The organism is Pantoea sp. ARC270, from assembly GCF_003236725.1.
Taxonomy (GTDB): Bacteria; Pseudomonadota; Gammaproteobacteria; order Enterobacterales; family Enterobacteriaceae; genus Pantoea; species Pantoea anthophila.
Genome location: NZ_PUGA01000055.1, coordinates 1 through 17,719 on the forward strand (window position 1 = coordinate 1; position 17,719 = coordinate 17,719).

At 56.9% G+C, this 17,719-nt stretch carries 16 protein-coding genes; 7 read left to right on the plus strand and 9 right to left on the minus strand.

Translation table 11 applies throughout. The features are described 5' to 3' along the window. From CKF42_RS19830 to msrP, 9 genes are all read right to left on the minus strand, one after another. On the minus strand, nucleotides 1-329 hold a 329-nt coding region (locus CKF42_RS19830), incomplete at its 3' end, for a tRNA-dihydrouridine synthase (RefSeq protein ID WP_199559893.1). Between the two features lie 367 nt (nucleotides 330-696). Next, the gene (prmA, locus tag CKF42_RS19835) at nucleotides 697-1,578 is read right to left on the minus strand and encodes a 50S ribosomal protein L11 methyltransferase (RefSeq protein ID WP_111209016.1); all 882 of its coding nucleotides are present in this window, start codon (nucleotides 1,576-1,578) and stop codon (nucleotides 697-699) included. Nucleotides 1,579-1,594: 16 nt separating this feature from the next. After that, a complete protein-coding gene (gene panF / locus CKF42_RS19840) occupies nucleotides 1,595-3,040 on the minus strand; it encodes a sodium/pantothenate symporter (protein ID WP_111209017.1) in 1,446 nt (481 codons plus the stop codon). Continuing rightward, complete coding sequence (locus tag CKF42_RS19845; protein WP_009087527.1) at nucleotides 3,030-3,272, minus strand: YhdT family protein; 243 nt, start codon at nucleotides 3,270-3,272, stop codon at nucleotides 3,030-3,032. Before CKF42_RS19845 ends, panF begins: the two co-directional genes overlap by 11 nt. Before the next feature lie 73 nt (nucleotides 3,273-3,345). Then, nucleotides 3,346-4,695, minus strand: a complete 1,350-nt coding sequence (gene accC / locus CKF42_RS19850) for an acetyl-CoA carboxylase biotin carboxylase subunit (RefSeq protein WP_009087525.1) — start codon at nucleotides 4,693-4,695, stop codon at nucleotides 3,346-3,348. A gap of 11 nt (nucleotides 4,696-4,706) precedes the next feature. Further along, complete coding sequence (gene accB, locus CKF42_RS19855; protein ID WP_009087523.1) at nucleotides 4,707-5,168, minus strand: acetyl-CoA carboxylase biotin carboxyl carrier protein; 462 nt, start codon at nucleotides 5,166-5,168, stop codon at nucleotides 4,707-4,709. A 25-nt stretch (nucleotides 5,169-5,193) separates the two neighbouring features. Further along, complete coding sequence (gene aroQ, locus CKF42_RS19860) at nucleotides 5,194-5,646, minus strand: type II 3-dehydroquinate dehydratase (RefSeq protein ID WP_009087521.1); 453 nt, start codon at nucleotides 5,644-5,646, stop codon at nucleotides 5,194-5,196. A gap of 232 nt (nucleotides 5,647-5,878) precedes the next feature. Next, nucleotides 5,879-6,481: a protein-methionine-sulfoxide reductase heme-binding subunit MsrQ gene (msrQ, locus tag CKF42_RS19865; RefSeq protein WP_046102638.1), complete on the minus strand. Its 603-nt coding sequence runs from the start codon at nucleotides 6,479-6,481 to the stop codon at nucleotides 5,879-5,881. A gap of 3 nt (nucleotides 6,482-6,484) precedes the next feature. After that, the gene (gene msrP, locus CKF42_RS19870; protein WP_111209018.1) at nucleotides 6,485-7,489 is read right to left on the minus strand and encodes a protein-methionine-sulfoxide reductase catalytic subunit MsrP; all 1,005 of its coding nucleotides are present in this window, start codon (nucleotides 7,487-7,489) and stop codon (nucleotides 6,485-6,487) included. A gap of 284 nt (nucleotides 7,490-7,773) precedes the next feature. Here msrP and csrD point away from each other — a divergent pair, with 284 nt between their 5' ends. The 7 genes from csrD to CKF42_RS19905 all read left to right on the plus strand — a co-directional run. Beyond that, nucleotides 7,774-9,723 carry an RNase E specificity factor CsrD gene (csrD, locus tag CKF42_RS19875; RefSeq protein WP_111209019.1) on the plus strand — a complete coding sequence of 650 codons (1,950 nt, stop codon included), beginning with the start codon at nucleotides 7,774-7,776 and terminating at the stop codon, nucleotides 9,721-9,723. Nucleotides 9,724-10,034: 311 nt separating this feature from the next. Further along, on the plus strand, nucleotides 10,035-11,078 hold the full coding sequence (gene mreB, locus CKF42_RS19880; RefSeq protein ID WP_003855260.1) for a rod shape-determining protein MreB: 1,044 nt from the start codon (nucleotides 10,035-10,037) through the stop codon (nucleotides 11,076-11,078). 147 nt (nucleotides 11,079-11,225) lie between these two features. Further along, nucleotides 11,226-12,248, plus strand: coding sequence for a rod shape-determining protein MreC (gene mreC / locus CKF42_RS19885; RefSeq protein ID WP_009087515.1), 1,023 nt, complete (start codon nucleotides 11,226-11,228; stop codon nucleotides 12,246-12,248). Then, nucleotides 12,245-12,733: a rod shape-determining protein MreD gene (gene mreD, locus CKF42_RS19890; RefSeq protein WP_009087513.1), complete on the plus strand. Its 489-nt coding sequence runs from the start codon at nucleotides 12,245-12,247 to the stop codon at nucleotides 12,731-12,733. The genes mreC and mreD overlap by 4 nt, the downstream gene beginning before the upstream one ends. An 8-nt stretch (nucleotides 12,734-12,741) precedes the next feature. Continuing rightward, on the plus strand, nucleotides 12,742-13,335 hold the full coding sequence (locus tag CKF42_RS19895) for a nucleoside triphosphate pyrophosphatase (protein ID WP_009087511.1): 594 nt from the start codon (nucleotides 12,742-12,744) through the stop codon (nucleotides 13,333-13,335). Next, nucleotides 13,325-14,794: a ribonuclease G gene (gene rng / locus CKF42_RS19900; RefSeq protein ID WP_009087509.1), complete on the plus strand. Its 1,470-nt coding sequence runs from the start codon at nucleotides 13,325-13,327 to the stop codon at nucleotides 14,792-14,794. The genes CKF42_RS19895 and rng overlap by 11 nt, the downstream gene beginning before the upstream one ends. A gap of 148 nt (nucleotides 14,795-14,942) precedes the next feature. Continuing rightward, nucleotides 14,943-17,719: YhdP family protein (locus CKF42_RS19905; RefSeq protein ID WP_111209020.1), on the plus strand; the 2,777-nt coding region annotated here is incomplete at its 3' end.

Consider the following 17,719-nt stretch of genomic DNA (forward strand, 5'->3'; position numbering starts at 1 on the left):
GCCATTTTGCGGTTAACCTTCTTGGCAGGGCATCCCATATTAATGTCGATAACCTGTGCACCAGCCTCGACATTAATGCGTGCAGCTTGCGCCATTTCGCTGGGATCGCAACCGGCAATCTGCACGGCGCGAATGCCTGGCTCATCACTGTGAACCATGCGCAAACGAGATTTGTCACTGGCCCAGACTTCGGGGTTCGAAGACAACATCTCAGAAACTGCCATACCTGCGCCCATTTCGTGACACAGCGTCCTGAATGGCCTGTCGGTAATACCGGCCATAGGCGCCGCAATCAGTCGATTTCTCAGCTGGAGGTTTCCAATACGCATGAAGTCAGAATGGCCATACTGTGTCTGCAAGGCGGCGTATATTACGCATTTTTGCAGGAAGATGAAAGGCCAAACTTTGAACAATCAGCAAGAAAGATCAATGAAATCCGGGTGATGATCGGGTGTGTTTTTAATTACACTTTAATATCAATGATTTACTGATTTATGCTGAAATTGTGAACAAAAGTTTTTCCAGAAAAGTACGGCAATTCGCCAGATAAAAAACGTCACATGCCGTGATTAACGGTACAACTCTCCATGCCTGCCTGGAAAAGCCCGCAACTTACGCTGCGGGCTGGCTGATTGTGCTGTTTAGCCGCGATGTGCCGGCTAGCGGCATCGCCGTGAGCTACGGCGGAGGCGGACTTCAGGATTTGATGCCGGTAATCCGGCACCACTCCTCTTTCACCGCAACCGGGTCAAGCGTGAACTGACTTTCATAGGCTTCGCAGACACCTTCCGCCTGACTCTCCAGCACGCCTGACAGGCCGAGGTGACCGCCAGACTTAGGCAGCACGCTGATCAGCGGTGCCAGCTCACGCAGCGGACCGGCCAGGATGTTGGCGACCACCACATCCGCCTGCAGGTTTTCAGGCTGCTGGTGGGGGAGATAGAGTGACAGACGATCGGACACGCCGTTGCGCTCAGCGTTATCGCGGCTGGCCTGAATCGCCTGCGGATCGATATCAATACCGATTGCCTGAGCCGCGCCAAGCTTAAGCGCCGCGATCGCCAGGATCCCCGAACCACAGCCAAAATCGATCACCGTTTTGCCCGTCAGATCCAGCCCGTCAAGCCAGGTAAGGCAGAGGGAGGTTGTCGGATGCGTGCCAGTGCCAAACGCCAGACCCGGATCGAGCATGACGTTGACCGCGTCCGGATCCGGCACATCGCGCCAGCTCGGACAGATCCAGAGGCGCTCACCGAAGCGCATCGGATGGAAGTTTTCCATCCACTCGCGCTCCCAGTCTTTGTCTTCGATCTGCTCGATCCGGTGACGAAAATCGGCGCCTAACAGCGGATGCTGCGCCAGCTCGGCGGTAATCAGGCTCATATCGGTTTCAGCATCGAACAGGCCGATAACATCGGTGTCGCCCCACAGGCGGGTCTCACCCGGCAGCGGCTCATAAACCGGGGTATCGTGCGTATCCTGGAAGGTCACTGAAACCGCACCGATATCCATCAGGGCATCGCTCAGCGTTTCCGCGTGTTCACCTGAGCTGTTAATTTTGATTTGAATCCACGGCATAACGTTTCTCTTTCCGTCAATGTTGCGGCGCGTCGACCGGTTGCGGCGCGCGTCCAAACAGGTTGCCCACTAAAAATGCCAGCAGGCTAAGAAGCAGGGAGGGCACGATGGGGTGAAAGCCCAGAATCTGCAGTTTCAGGCTCGCCAGAAACGCATAGCAGCCACCACCCACCACCATGCCGGTGATGGCACCTGCGGCATTGGCGCGTTCCCAGTAGAGACCGAGAACCAGCGGCCAGAGGAAGACCGCTTCAAGACCACCAAAGGCCAGCAGGTTAAGCCAGATAATCATATCGGGGGGATTCCATGCCGCGATCAGCAGCAGGAGACCCAGGGCGAAAGTAATGGTGCCAGATAACAGTCGCAGCCGCGCCTCATTTTCCATCTGGTGCGGGGCGACCCGCAGATAGAGGTCTTTGATCAGCGTCGCCGACGCCTGAAGCAGCTGGGCATTAATCGTCGACATAATGGCAGCCATGGGCGCGGCCAGAAACAGTCCGGCCGCTAACGGCGGCAGCACGGTAATCATCAGGGTCGGAATGACGCTGTCCGGCACGGTCAGATTTGGCAGTACCGCCCGGCCAAGTGCACCGGCCAGATGCATGCCCAGCATCAGCACCACCACCACAATGGTGCCCAGAATGATCGCCCGATGGACAGCCTTACTGTCTTTGTAGGAGATACAGCGCACCGCCGTGTGCGGCAACCCGATAACACCAAAGCAGACCAGCACGATAAATGAGCTGAGGAAGGTTGGGGTGATAACCTCTCCCGGCCCCTGCGGTGAGAGCAGTGCGGGGTCGATGTCATGCAGTTTCTGAACCGCCGTGCTCAGGCCGCCCGCCTGATGAATCACCGCAAACAGCAGCAGGAAGGTGCCAATCAGCATCACAACGCCCTGCATGGCGTCATTAAGCACGCTGGCGCGAAAGCCGCCAAACGCGGTGTAGAGGGCGATAGTGCCGCCAAAAATCAGCAGGCCGGTGTCATACGGGATACCGGCAGCGGTTTCGAGCAGCCGCGCACCGCCAATAAACTGTACCGTCATGGCACCGATAAACGCGATCAGCAGGCTCAGACTCGCCAGCCAGATCAGCAGCGGGCTCCGATAGCGCGCATAGAGCATGTCATTCAGCGTGACCGCATTGTGCTGACGCGCCAGGATGGCGAACTTTTTCCCCAGCACCCCCAGCGAAAGCCAGACAGCGGGCACCTGCACCATCGCCAGCAGCACCCAGCCCAGCCCATATTTATAGGCGGCACCGGGCCCGCCTATAAATGAGCTGGCGCTGATATAGGTCGTGGTGATGGTCATTGCCAGCACAAATCCGCCCATGGAGCGGCTGCCGAGGAAATATTCCGTCAGGAAACTGCCTTCACGCCGTTTGCGAACGGCAAATACCGACAGTGCGGCGATCAGCACCAGATAGATCAGCAGCGGCAGGATAATTTCACTGTTCATTTTTCTCCTCCAGCGGCATGTCGCGAAAAATCACCCGCACCATCAGCCAGCACAAAAAAATGAAGAACAGGGGGGCAAACAGGCAGGAGAGTTCAAACCAGCGCGGCAGACCGGTGATACCGGTGTCATTACCACCCAGCCAGGCGGAAAGCCCCCAGACAGCGAGCCAGAGCAGGGTGAGATAGAGCGACCAGCGCGCCTCTTTATGTGCCTGTATAAAACGAGCATCCATGATTCAACCTTAACGCCCAGCGGCAAAAGAAAAAGGCCGGATTAACCGGCCTCTGACTGACTCAGCGTTGCAATTACTTCTCGTGCAAGCCGAGTTTTTTCTCCAGATAGTGGATGTTGGTTCCACCGTGCTGGAAATTCTCGTCGGACATGATTTTCATCTGCAGGTCGACGTTGGTCTTGATACCGTCGATGATCAGTTCCGCCAGGGCATTTTTCATGCGGGCAATCGCCACGTCACGCGTTTCGCCATAGGTGATCAGCTTGCCAATCATAGAGTCATAATAAGGCGGCACGGTGTAACCGGAGTAAATGTGCGACTCCCAGCGCACACCAAAACCGCCTGGCGCGTGGAAGCGGGTGATTTTACCCGGGCTTGGCAGGAAGGTTACCGGATCTTCGGCGTTGATACGGCACTCGACCGCATGTCCGCGAATGATCACATCATCCTGTTTGATCGACAGTGGCTGACCAGCCGCAATGCGCAGCTGCTCTTTGATCAGATCGACACCGGTGATCATCTCGGTCACCGGATGTTCCACCTGAATACGGGTGTTCATCTCGATGAAGTAGAATTCACCGTTTTCATACAGGAACTCGAAGGTACCTGCGCCGCGATAGCCAATTTCGATACAGGCTTTGGCACAGCGGTTGCCGATAAAGCTGCGCAGTTCCGGCGTAATGCCTGGCGCTGGCGCCTCTTCGACCACTTTCTGGTGACGACGCTGCATGGAGCAGTCACGTTCGCCCAGATAGATGGCGTTGCCCTGACCATCGGCCAGTACCTGAATCTCGATGTGGCGAGGATTCTCCAGATACTTCTCCATGTAAACCATGTCGTTGTTGAAAGCCGCTTTGGCTTCCGCTTTCGTCATGTTGATGGATTGTTCCAGATCTTTGTCGCTGCGCACAACGCGCATGCCACGACCGCCGCCGCCGCCGGACGCTTTGATGATGACCGGATAACCGATGCGCTGAGCAAAGGCACGGTTTTTTTCCATATCATCAGTCAGCGAACCGTCAGAGCCTGGGACGGTCGGGACGCCCGCTTTCTTCATCGCGTTGATCGCAGAAACCTTATCACCCATCAGGCGGATGGTGTCCGCTTTCGGACCGATAAAGATAAAGCCAGAACGTTCAACCTGCTCGGCAAAATCGGCATTCTCAGAAAGGAAGCCGTAGCCTGGGTGAATCGCCACTGCGCCGGTGATCTCTGCAGCAGAGATCAGCGCCGGGATGTTGAGGTAACTTTTGACTGACTGCGCCGGGCCGATGCAGACGGTTTCGTCTGCCAGCAGCACGTGCTTCAGGTCACGGTCCGCGCTTGAGTGAACCGCAACAGTCTTGATGCCCAGTTCTTTACAGGCACGAAGAATGCGCAGCGCGATCTCACCGCGGTTAGCAATAACAATTTTATCCAGCATGATCTGCCCCGTTACTCGATGATAACCAGTGGCTCGTCAAATTCGACCGGCTGACCGCTTTCAACCAGAATGGCTTTCACCACGCCGGATTTGTCAGCTTCGATCTGGTTCATCATTTTCATGGCTTCGACGATGCACAGCGTATCGCCCGCGTTCACTTTCTGACCGACTTCCACAAAGGCTTTCGCATCCGGGCTCGGCGTGCGGTAGAAGGTGCCTACCATCGGTGAACGCACGATGTGACCGCTGATCTCAGCCGGTGCGGCTTCGGCAACGGCTGCAACAGGGGCCACAGCGGTGGCCAGCGCAGGCTGTTGTACCGGTGCAGCGTAAGCCTGCTGCATAACCGGGTAACCTGCGTTTGCAGGTGCGCGGCTGATGCGAACGGACTCTTCACCTTCAGAGATTTCCAGCTCAGAAATGCCAGACTCTTCAACCAGTTCGATCAGTTTTTTAATTTTACGAATATCCATGAGTGGGGTTCCGTACTCAGTTTGATTAATTAGTTTGAGACAGGCGTTTTACTGCCGTTTGTAAAGCCCATGTGTAGCCGTCAGCGCCAAGCCCGCAAATCACGCCAGCAGAGACATCAGAAAGATAGGAGTGATGACGGAAGGGCTCGCGTGCATGCACATTGGAGAGATGAACCTCGATAAACGGTATTTCTACCGCTAACAGGGCATCACGCAGTGCGACACTGGTATGGGTAAACGCGGCAGGATTAATGATGATGTAATCCACATTGCCTTTGGCCTCATGAATGCGATCAATAAGCTGAAATTCAGCGTTGGTTTGCAGGTGGCTCAACTCCACATTCAGCTGGTCTGCCTGATGCGTTAAATCGTCAACGATCTGACGCAGCGTGGTATGACCATACTTCTCAGGTTCACGCGTTCCCAACAGGTTCAGGTTGGGTCCGTTTAAAAGCAGAATATGTAATTTATGCGCCATCTTGCTGCCATCTCCCGCAATCATTGAGGCATCGCGTAAAATACCTTGCGAATCTCCATTTGTCACCTTTCACGGTGAAAAAGAAGACCCGACGAGCAATAAAGCCGGGCATTATATCCGTTTCGTGTCATTTCGCAGCAAAATACTGGTCTTATCTGCGAAGATGATCGGATGTGGCCTGCGGGCCACATCTTTTATCAGAAAACAGCAGCGGAAAACAACGGGTGAGAGCCTAGCGGGGCCACCATTTGAGAAACTTTTTGTAACGCCAGGCTAACAGTATCGCAGCAAGCAGGGCGTAGATAAGTGGCTGGGGTGACAGGATTTTTACCGACCAGATATAGTGAACCGGCACCAGGATCGCGACAAGATAGACCGCGTTGTGCAGGGTTTGCCAGCGTTTTCCCAGCCTGCGCTGCGCGCGCTGAAACGAGGTCACCGCCAGGGCCAGCAGGATAAACCAGCTGATGATGCCCAGCGTGAGATAGGGACGGGAGATCAGCTCGCTGCCCAGCAGACGCAGATTGTCCGCACCCAGCTCCAGCAGGTAATAGCTCAGCAGATGAAGAGAGGCCCAGACAAATGTCCAGACGCCCAGCAGGCGGCGGGTGCGGATTAGCAGCGGCTGTCTGCCGTAACGCGCCAGCGGTGAGACCAGCAGCGTTCCCAGCAGCAGTTTCAGCGCCATTCGTCCGGTAAAATGCTGAATATCTTTCGCCGGATCGGCACTCAGCCCGCCCTGCATCGCGGCAAAAATCAGATAAACCAGCGGCAGCAGGGCCGCCAGATGCAGGATCACCTTTAAACCGGTTATCTGTTTTAACGACAGGCGCACCACCTAGTAGTTCTCCCGTAAATCGAGACCGCGATAGAGCGAGGCGACCTGCTCGCCATAGCCATTAAACAGGAGGGTCGGCTGACGCTCGACCTTCAGGCTGCCGCCAGGGCCGATAAAACGCTCGGTGACCTGCGACCAGCGCGGATGATTAACGTGGGGATTCACGTTGGCGTAAAAACCATACTCATCTGCGGCAATCTGGTTCCAGGTGGTCGGCGGCTGATTGCTGGTCAGCGTGATTTTTACGATCGATTTGATCCCTTTAAAGCCATATTTCCACGGCACCGTCAGGCGAATCGGTGCGCCATTCTGCGGGGGCAGCGCTTTGCCATAGACGCCGGTCGTCAGTATCGTCAGTGGATGCATCGCCTCATCCAGACGCAAACCTTCGACATAGGGATAGTTGAGACCACCGCCAATAAAGCGATCTTTCTGGCCCGGCATCTGCTCAGGATCGTAAAGCGTCTGAAAGGCGACGAAACGCGCTTTGCTGGTGGGTTCGGCCAGCGAAATCAGCTTGTTCAGTTCGAAGCCAATCCAGGGCACCACCATCGACCAGGCCTCCACGCAGCGCATGCGATAGATCCGCTGCTCCATGGCGAACCGTTTAAAGATGTCATCCATATCCAGGGTCACGGGCTTCGCCACTTCCCCATCGATGGTCAGCTTCCAGGGCTCGGTTTTCAGCGTGCCGGCATTGGCGGCCGGATCGGCCTTATCCAGGCCAAACTCATAGAAGTTGTTATAGCCGGAGACTTTATCCGCCGGGGTCAGGGTCAGATCGGCCTGATACTGCGCCGGTTTAGTAAAGTCCAGCGGGCGGCCTGCCGGCGCTGGCGGGCGATCGTTTCCCTTGAACCAGCTGAGAATGTCGGCGTTTGCCACGCCAGGCACGCCGATGGCCGCGGCGCTCAGCCCCAGCGTTTTCAGCACCTGGCGGCGCTTCATATTAAAGATGCTTTCCGGCGTAACGTCGGCTTCAGTCAGGCAGGGTGTACGTTTCATGGGCCTTCTCCAGACAGATTCTTATCGACCAGCATGATGACTATCGCTGATGTCGGCCACTTTCGCTGCGAAAATGTGAAATTTCCTGGCTGGGCGGGGCGATGAGAATGCACTGAAAAGTGCCGGGGTTCACGTCAGCGAGACAATCCCGACGATATACTTCGGCTTCTGGCGTCCGGGCACTGCCGTCAGCGGTAAATTATGCTATTTTGCTCGCGTTTTCGTCAGGCTGACGGTACAAGGTTGGGTGATCCGGTTATCACCGCAGTAATACAGGCACAGGGATGCGATTAACCACAAAATTATCTGCGTTTATTACCTTTCTTAGCCTGCTGGCCATGTCACTGATGCTGGCTGGCTGCGCATTCAGTTTTTTCTGGTTCAGTCATCAGCGCGTGGAACATCGGGCACAGATCCTGGCGGTCCAGGTGGATCAGGCGATGCTCACCCAGACCCCGGATCAGCTGCATACCTGGCTCACGTCGATCATGCCAATCATGAATGCGGAGCAGATTTTACTGCACAACGGCAGACAGACGCTCCTGACGCTCTCCCGTCATGAAAACCCGATGCTGGAAGATGAAACCAACCGCTTTATCCAGTTCGAGGTGCCGCTGATGCATCAGACCGGCTTACAGCTGCGGGTTGTCACCCTCGATCCTGCCAAAACCTGGCTACGCTCCATCACCGGCACCTCGACGCTGGGTATTCTGTTTACCATCATACTGGTCATGAGTCTGATGCTGCTGATGATGCATCGCTGGCTCAGCCGTCAGTGGCGTGGCATGGAGCATCTCGAAGTGCGGGCCGAGGCGATTATCAACGGCGAACGCGGCGTCATGCCGAAGCGCGGCGTGGATGAGTGGCCGCCCAGGGCGAGCCGCGCGCTGGATCTGTTGCTGGTGGATGTGCAGGAAGCCGCCGAACAGCGTGTGCGTATCGACACGCTTATCCGCACCTTTGCCGCCCAGGATGGCCGGACCGGCCTCAACAACCGACTCTTTTTCGACAATCAGCTGGCGACGCTGCTGGAAGATCAGGAAGATGTGGGCACCCACGGCGTGGTGATGATGGTGCGGCTGCCCGATCTGGATACCCTGCAGGAGACGCTGGAGCCCGCGCTGGTCGACGAGTACCTCTTTAACTTCGTCAACATGCTCTCTACCTTTGTGCTGCGCTACCCAGGGGCGCTGCTGGCGCGCTATTTCCGCAGTGATTTTGCCGTGCTGCTGCCGCATCGCAGCCTTAAAGAGGCGAACAGCATTGCCGACCAGCTGATCAATGCGGTGGATTCACTGCCGCCGATGCGTCAGGTGAACCGTGATGATTTGATTCACATCGGCATCAGCGCGTGGCACAGCGGGCAGACCGTGCCGCAGGTGATGGAGAATGCCGAAATGGCCACCCGCCGCGCGGCTTTACTGGGCGGCAACAACTGGACCAACGGTGCAGGCAATCCGCAGGACGCCGGGCGGGGGAGTGTACGCTGGCGTACCCTGCTGGAGAATACGCTCAGCCGGGGTGGTCCGCGGCTCTATCACAAACCTGCCGTCAATATTGAAGGCAAGGTGCAGCACCGGGTGATGCTGACCCGCATCTTCGACGGCGACAAAGAGGTGCTGGCCGCCGAATATATGCCGCTGGTGCAGCAGCTGGGTATGGCGGATGCCTGGGATCGCCAGCTGATGACCCGCATTGCGGCCCTGTCTGAACTCTGGCCGGAAGAGACCCTGGTCATCCCGCTGACGATGTCCTCACTCCTGCAACGACCCTTTGTGCTCTGGCTGCAGAATATGCTGCTGCAGTGCCCGAAAGGACAAAGAAAACGATTTTTATTTGAACTTGCCGAGGCAGATGTCTGTCAACACATCAACCGCTTAACACCAGTATTCCGTGCGCTTAAGGCGTTTGGTTGTCGGGTGGCGGTGAATCAGGCCGGTTTAACCGTGGTGAGCAGTGCCTATATCCGGCAGCTGCCGCTGGAGCTGATCAAGCTCGATGCCGGCTTGGTGCGCAACATTGAGCGGCGCACTGAAAATCAGCTGTTTGTGCAGAGTCTGCTGGAAGTCTGTAAATCCACCGGCATTCAGGTGTTTGCCACTGGTGTTCGCACCCGATCGGAGTGGCAAACATTAGTGTCGCTGGGTATAGCAGGCGGGCAGGGTGATTTTTTTGCCCCTTCGCTTCCGGTTAACAGTAACGTGAAGAAGTATTCCCAACGTTACCGTATTTGATGAATTGCCGTCCTGATGACGGCAATTAGCGCTTTTTTGTCATGTTAAGTCTCGTCTGCACCCATAACCCGACTGCCGGAAATGTTAAATTTTATGTCGGGAATGGAAAGGCAAAAGGCGGAGAAAAGCAGGAGTGATGGCGTCTGGTCGCCATTCTGCCGATTTCTGCTACGGGTTCAGATGACTTAAACGCAATCAGGCCTCTTTTTTCACCGAAGCAGAACGTTTTTGCGCCTTGTGGCAGCTTCGTGTGGTTGGTAAAGTAAGCGGATTTTATTTTCCGCCCCCAGCTTGCAGGATTATCCCTTAGTATGTTTAAAAAATTTCGTGGCATGTTTTCCAATGACTTGTCCATTGACCTGGGTACCGCGAATACCCTGATTTACGTAAAAGGACAGGGCATCGTGCTGAACGAGCCTTCCGTGGTCGCTATTCGCCAGGATCGTGCCGGTTCGCCGAAAAGTGTCGCGGCCGTAGGTCATGACGCCAAACAGATGCTCGGCCGTACGCCAGGCAATATCGCCGCTATTCGTCCGATGAAAGATGGCGTTATCGCTGACTTTTTCGTTACCGAAAAGATGCTGCAGCACTTCATCAAGCAGGTTCACAGCAACAGCTTTATGCGTCCCAGCCCACGCGTGCTGGTCTGCGTTCCCGTCGGTGCCACCCAGGTAGAACGTCGTGCGATTCGTGAATCCGCTCAGGGCGCAGGCGCGCGTGAAGTCTTCCTGATTGAAGAGCCTATGGCTGCCGCAATCGGTGCAGGCCTGCCTGTTTCCGAAGCGACCGGTTCAATGGTAGTCGATATTGGTGGCGGTACCACAGAAGTGGCGGTGATCTCACTGAACGGCGTGGTTTACTCCTCCTCTGTCCGTATTGGTGGCGATCGCTTCGATGAAGCTATTATTAATTATGTGCGTCGTAACTACGGTTCACTGATTGGTGAAGCGACGGCAGAACGTATTAAGCATGAGATCGGTTCAGCTTATCCGGGCGATGAAGTCCGCGAAATTGAAGTGCGTGGCCGTAACCTGGCAGAAGGTGTACCGCGTGGCTTCACGCTGAACTCCAACGAAATTCTTGAAGCGCTGCAGGAGCCGTTAACCGGTATCGTTAGCGCAGTGATGGTTGCCCTTGAGCAGTGTCCGCCTGAGCTGGCCTCGGATATCTCCGAGCGCGGCATGGTGCTGACCGGTGGTGGTGCATTACTGCGCAACCTGGATCGCCTGCTGATGGAAGAGACGGGCATTCCGGTTGTGGTTGCTGAAGATCCACTGACCTGTGTGGCACGCGGTGGCGGCAAGGCGCTGGAAATGATCGACATGCACGGCGGCGATTTGTTCAGCGAAGAATAATTGCCTCAACCGGTTAAGAACGCAACGATCATGCAGGGGAGTAGCATGTGAACCGGCGAAATCTGGCCGGTACAGTGCGTTCAGCCCAGGGAAGCGCGGTGGTCAGCCGCCGCTTCCTTACCCGTTGTCGAGGATCACGCAGATTATATGAAGCCGATTTTTAGCAGGGGGCCTTCCCTGCAGTTGCGTCTTTTCCTGGCGGTTGTCGTGGCGATTGCCATCATTATCGCCGACAGTCGTGTGGGGTCTTTTACCCAAATACGCAACTATCTGGATACGTCGGTCAGTCCGTTTTACTTCCTGGCGAATGGGCCACGTCAGCTGCTGGACGGCGTCTCAGAGTCGCTGGCATCCCGTCAGCAACTGGAGCAGGAAAACAAAGCGTTACGTCGTGAGCTCTTCCTGAAAAACAGTAACCTGCTAATGCTGGGGCAATATAAGCAGGAAAACGCACGCCTGCGTGAACTGCTGGGTTCACCGCTGCGTCAGGATGAGCAAAAGATGGTGACGCAGGTGATCTCTACCGGCACCGACCCTTACACCGACCAGGTGGTGATCGACAAAGGCAGCGTAAACGGTGTCTACGAAGGTCAGCCGGTCATCAGTGATAAGGGCGTGGTGGGGCAGGTCATCGCCGTCGGGCAGTTGACCAGCCGCGTTCTGCTGATCTGTGATGCGTCCCATGCGCTGCCGATTCAGGTGCTGCGGAATGATATCCGTGTGATCGCCGCCGGTAACGGCTGCACTGAAGACCTTCAGCTTGAGCATCTGCCGGGCAACACAGACATTCGCGTCGGTGATGTGCTGGTCACCTCCGGCATCGGGGGACGTTTCCCTGAAGGTTATCCGGTGGGTGTGGTCTCCTCTGTTAAAGTGGATACCCAGCGCGCTTACACGGTGATTCAGGCGCATCCGACAGCCGGTCTGCAGCGTCTGCGCTACCTGCTGTTGCTGTGGGGAGCGGATCGCAATGGCGATATGCCGTTACCGCAGGATGAAGTGCATCGCGTCGCGAACGAGCGTCTGATGCAGATGATGCCGCAGGTGTTACCGCCTGCCGGGGAGATGGGGCCGCCTGCGCCTTCTGCACAGATGGGCCCGCCGGCCCCTTCCGGTAGCAGCAGCGGACAGAGCAGCAGCACCACGCGTTCACGCGGGGGCCAGCCTTGAGTCGATATCGCAGCCAGGGACGTTGGGTCATCTGGCTCTCTTTCCTGGTTGCGCTGATCCTGCAGATCATGCCGTGGCCGGATGAGATCTACATGTTCCGCCCCTCATGGCTGCTGCTGATTCTGATCTACTGGGTGCTGGCACTGCCGCACCGGGTCAATGTTGGCACCGGATTTATGCTCGGTGCCATCATGGATCTGATCGCCGGGTCCACACTCGGCGTGCGTGCCCTGGCGCTCAGCATCATCGCCTACCTTATCGCCTTTAAGTTCCAGTTATTCCGCAACTTAGCGTTGTGGCAGCAAGCGTTAATGGTTATGGTGCTGTCACTGGCGATGGATGTCATCGTCTTCTGGGCTGAATTCCTGGTAATCAACGTTTCATTCCGACCTGAAATTTTCTGGAGCAGTGTTGTCGACGGTATTCTCTGGCCCTGGCTATTCTTGTTAATGAGAAAAATTCGTCGTCAGTTCGCTGTTCAATAAGGAAATTTATGGTAACCCTTTATCTTGCTTCCGGTTCACCGCGTCGGCGTGAGCTGTTAACTCAGCTTGGGCTGACCTTCGAGCGCCTTGTGACGGACGTTGAAGAGCAGCGTCAGCCGGATGAAGCGGCAGAGGCCTATGTGCGCCGTCTGGCCAATGACAAAGCACAGGCTGGTGTCAGACTGGCCGCCCAGGATCTGCCGGTGCTGGGCGCCGATACCATCGTGGTGCTGAATGGCAGCGTGCTGGAGAAGCCGCGCGATGCTGAGGATGCCCGCGAGATGCTGCGCAAACTTTCCGGACAGTCGCACCAGGTGATGACGGCGGTGGCGCTGGCCGATCGTCAGCAGGCGCTGGATTGCGTGGTGACGACGGATGTGACCTTCCGCACCCTGACCGCCACCGACATCGACGACTATATTGCGACCGGCGAACCGATGGATAAAGCGGGAGCCTACGGAATCCAGGGCAGGGGCGGAAATTTTGTCCGCAAAATTAATGGAAGCTACCACGCGGTGGTCGGATTACCTTTGGTTGAGACAGCGGAGTTACTCAGCCATTTCCAGTCACTGCGTGCCGTAAGGGGTCACCATGACGGCTGAATTACTGGTTAACGTCACGCCTTCTGAAACGCGGGTTGCCTATATCGACGGCGGCATCCTTCAGGAGATTCACATTGAACGTGAGGCGCGGCGCGGCATTGTGGGCAATATTTACAAGGGACGGGTAAGCCGTGTACTGCCCGGCATGCAGGCCGCCTTTGTCGATATCGGCCTGGAAAAAGCCGCCTTTCTGCACGCCTCAGACATCATGCCGCACACCGAGTGTGTCGCGGGTGACGAAAAGAAAAATTTTGTCGTTCGCGACATCGCCGAGCTGGTGCGCCAGGGTCAGGATCTGGTGGTGCAGGTGGTCAAAGATCCGCTGGGTACCAAAGGGGCCCGGCTGACCACCGACATCACGCTGCCGTCGCGCTATCTGGTCTTTATGCCGGGGGCATCGCATGTGGGTGTCTCTCAGCGCATTGAGAGTGAAAAAGAGCGCGAGCGGCTCAAAGCGGTGGTGGCAGACTACTGTGACGACCTGGGCGGCTTTATCATCCGTACCGCCGCAGAGGGGATTGGAGAAGAGGAGCTGGCGCAGGACGCCGCGTTTCTCAAGCGTCTCTGGACTAAAGTCAGCGAACGCAAAAAGCGTAACCAGACCCGCTGCCTGCTCTACGGTGAGCTGGCGCTGGCGCAGCGTATACTGCGTGATTTTGCCGGGGCCGCCCTGGATCGCATCCGGGTCGACTCCCGTCTGACCTGTGAAATGCTGGTGGAGTTTACTGCGGAATATATTCCGGAGATGGCGGGTAAGCTGGAGCTCTACAATGGCAAACAGCCTATCTTTGACCTGTTTGATGTCGAAAATGAAATTCAGCGCTCGCTGGATCGTAAGGTTGAACTGAAGTCGGGTGGCTATCTGATCATCGATCAGACCGAAGCGATGACCACCATCGACATCAACACCGGTGCCTTCGTCGGCCACCGCAATCTGGATGAGACGATCTTTAACACCAATGTGGAAGCGACGCAGGCGATTGCCCGCCAGCTGCGACTGCGTAATCTGGGTGGCATTATCATCATCGACTTCATTGATATGAATAATGAAGATCATCGGCGCCGGGTGCTGCATTCGCTGGAGAGCGCACTCAGTAAGGATCGGGTGAAAACCGGCATTAATGGTTTCTCGGCGCTGGGGCTGGTGGAGATGACGCGCAAGCGAACCCGCGAAAGCATCGAGCATATCCTCTGTCAGGATTGCCCGGTCTGTAAGGGACGCGGCACGTTGAAAACGGTTGAGACGGTCTGCTATGAGATTATGCGTGAGATTGTCCGCGTTCATCACGCCTACGATTCCGATCGCTTCCTGGTCTATGTTTCGCCGACGGTGGGGGAGGCGCTGAAAAGCGATGAGTCTCATGCCCTGGCGGAGGTCGAAATCTTTGTCGGCAAGCAGGTTAAAGTGCATGTCGAAGCGCTCTACACTCAGGAGCAGTTCGACGTTGTCATGATGTAACGCCGGCCCGCGCACTGGTTTCTCCGGCTGCCGGGCTGAAAAAACGCCCTTGTTTGGGATAAAATGCGTGTTTTACCGCTTTTGTCTGAAGACGGTCGGGTACGAGAGCCAACTATCCGTCGTTTGCGGAACACAAGGAGAGGCGTGAGTGAGGCAGTTGCCGAGGATTTTGTTACTGCTGGTCGCGGCAATCATCGTGATTGTCGCGCTGCTGGTCAGCGGATTGCGTCTGGTGATGCCGCATCTCGACAGCTATCGCAGCAACCTTCTGCAATTTATCTCCGATCGCAGCGGCGTTCCGGTCAGCGCCAGTCAGCTGCAGGGCAAATGGGAAAATTTCGGTCCCACCCTGCAGGTTCGCGATCTCAGCGTCGATCTCCACGAGAACGGCAAACTCACCATTTCACGCATTAATCTTGCCCTCGACGTCTGGCAATCCCTGCTGCACTGGCGCTGGCAGTTCCGCGACCTCACTTTCTGGCAGCTGCATCTCGACACCAATCGTCCCTTACTCGACAACGATAAAGAGAAAAACAGCTTCCGTCCGGCGCAAATCAACGAACTTTTCCTGCGGCAGTTTGACCACTTTGACCTGCGCGACAGCACCATCGGTTTCCGCACGCCGTCCGGTCAGCATGCCGAGCTGGCCATTCCGCGCCTGACCTGGCTGAATGAGAAAACCCGCCACCGGGCAGAAGGGGAAGTGAGCCTGTCGAGCTTTACCGGCCAGCACGGTGTGGTTCAGGTGCGGCTCGATCTCAACGACAGCAACGGTTTACTGAATGACGGGCGTATCTGGATGCAGGCCGACGATGTCGATGTGCGTCCGTGGCTGGGTCGCTGGATGCGCGACAATACCCGGCTCGACAGCGCCCGCTTCAGTCTGGCGGCGTGGGTGAACCTGCGCGATGGCGACATCTATGCCGGCGATCTGCTGTTGCGTCAGGGCGGTGCCAGCTGGCAGGGCGAGAGCGGACCACACCGGATTGAGGTTGACGGGCTGACCGCGCATCTGTCGCGCTTCCGGAATGGCTGGGTGGTCAATGTGCCGCAGACCCGCCTCAGCACCGACGGCCAGACCTGGCCCGCCGGTCACTTCTCCCTGCTCTGGCGTCCTGAGGATAAGCAGATGTCGGGCACTGACGGCCAGCCTGAGGTCCGGGTGCGCGCCACACAGCTGGTGCTGCGTCATCTTGCCCCTGTTATTCCCCTTTTCGCACCGCTCTCTCCGGCGCTGTTTGAAAACTGGCAGAAGTTACAGCCACAGGGCACCGTTGAGGGACTGGCGCTGGATATCCCGTTAGAACAGCCAGAAAAGACCCGCCTGCAGGTGAAATGGCACGATTTCAGCTGGCAGCAGTGGAAGCTGCTGCCGGGCATCAGTCGGTTGAGCGGGGAGGCTCGCGGCAGTCTGAGCAATGGTCAGGTCAGTGTGGCGATGGGAACCGCCACCGTTCCCTATGGTGACATGTTCCAGGCACCGCTGGAGATTAAACGGGTCACCGGGGCGCTGCGCTGGCTGCGCGATGAACATGGCCTGACGCTGGCGGGTGAGGATCTGGATCTGCAGGCGCGCTCACTCCGGGCGCGGGGCGACTTCAGTTATCAGCAGAACCGTGGCGCGGAGCCGCGTCTCGATATTCTGGCCGGTATCCGGGTCACTGATGCAGGCGATGCCTGGCGCTATTTCCCGGTGCCGCTGATGGGCAGGGGACTCACGCACTATCTGAGCGGGGCCGTGAAGGGGGGCAAAGTCGACAACGCCACGCTGCTATTTGCCGGTAATCCGGCGCTGTTCCCGTTTAAACACAACGATGGCATGTTCCAGGTCTGGGTGCCGCTGCGCCAGGCGACTTACGCGTTTCAGCCTAAATGGCCGGCGATCAGCAATCTGGATATCGACCTCAACTTCCTGAATGACGGACTGTGGATGCATGCCCCGCTCGCCCGGCTGGGTGACGTTGAAGCGCGCAACGTCAGCGCGGTCATCCCTGACTATCTGAAAGAGAAGCTGATCATCGATGGGGATATCCATGGCGAAGGCCCGCAGGTTGCGGACTATTTTCAGCAGACTCCGCTGAAGTCGTCGCTGGGTGCCGCCCTGGAGCAGCTGCAAATCACGGGCGGCGTAGGGGGGCATCTGAATCTCGATATTCCACTGGACGGTAAGCAGGTGCACGCGCGCGGCAATGTCGATCTGCATAACAACTCTCTGTTTATCAAACCGTTAAAAACGACTATCGCTAACCTCTCTGGCCGCTTCCGTTACGATAACGGCAATCTGGCCAGTGAAGATTTGCAGGCGAACTGGTTTGGTCAGCCCCTGGGCGTCCGGTTCAGCACCACCGAGAACCCGGATGATTTTGGCGTTAACGTCAAACTGCAGGGCGACTGGCAACCGGCCAGAATCAGCCCGATTCCGGCCGCCGTCAGTAAGCAACTGGGAGGACATCTGCCCTGGCAGGGGAACGTCGATATCACGCTACCCCATCATGGCGGAGCGCGCTATGAAGTCGCCCTGAACGGCAATGCAAAAGAAGTGAGTAGTCGCTTACCTGCACCGCTCGACAAGAAAGCCGGTGAGACGATGCCGGTTACCATTGAGGCCAGCGGCGACCTGAACCACTTCGATCTCAGCGGCAGCGTCAGCGCAAACCACCGTTTTAACAGCCGCTGGCTGCTGGAGCCGACGCTGCGCGTGGATCGCGGCATCTGGCTGAATGATGCACAGAAGAAACCCGAGCTGCCCGACCAGGCCGGAATGGTGCTGAATCTGCCTGCGCTGGATGGCGAAGCCTGGGTCGGGATGCTGGCAGCCGGAGGCGCGACGGGCGGCAGGTCGTCAGGTGGCGGCAGCGATTTCCAGACCGGCGGCGTGACGCTGCCCGGCAATATCACGCTGCGCAGTCCGGCGGTCACGCTGGC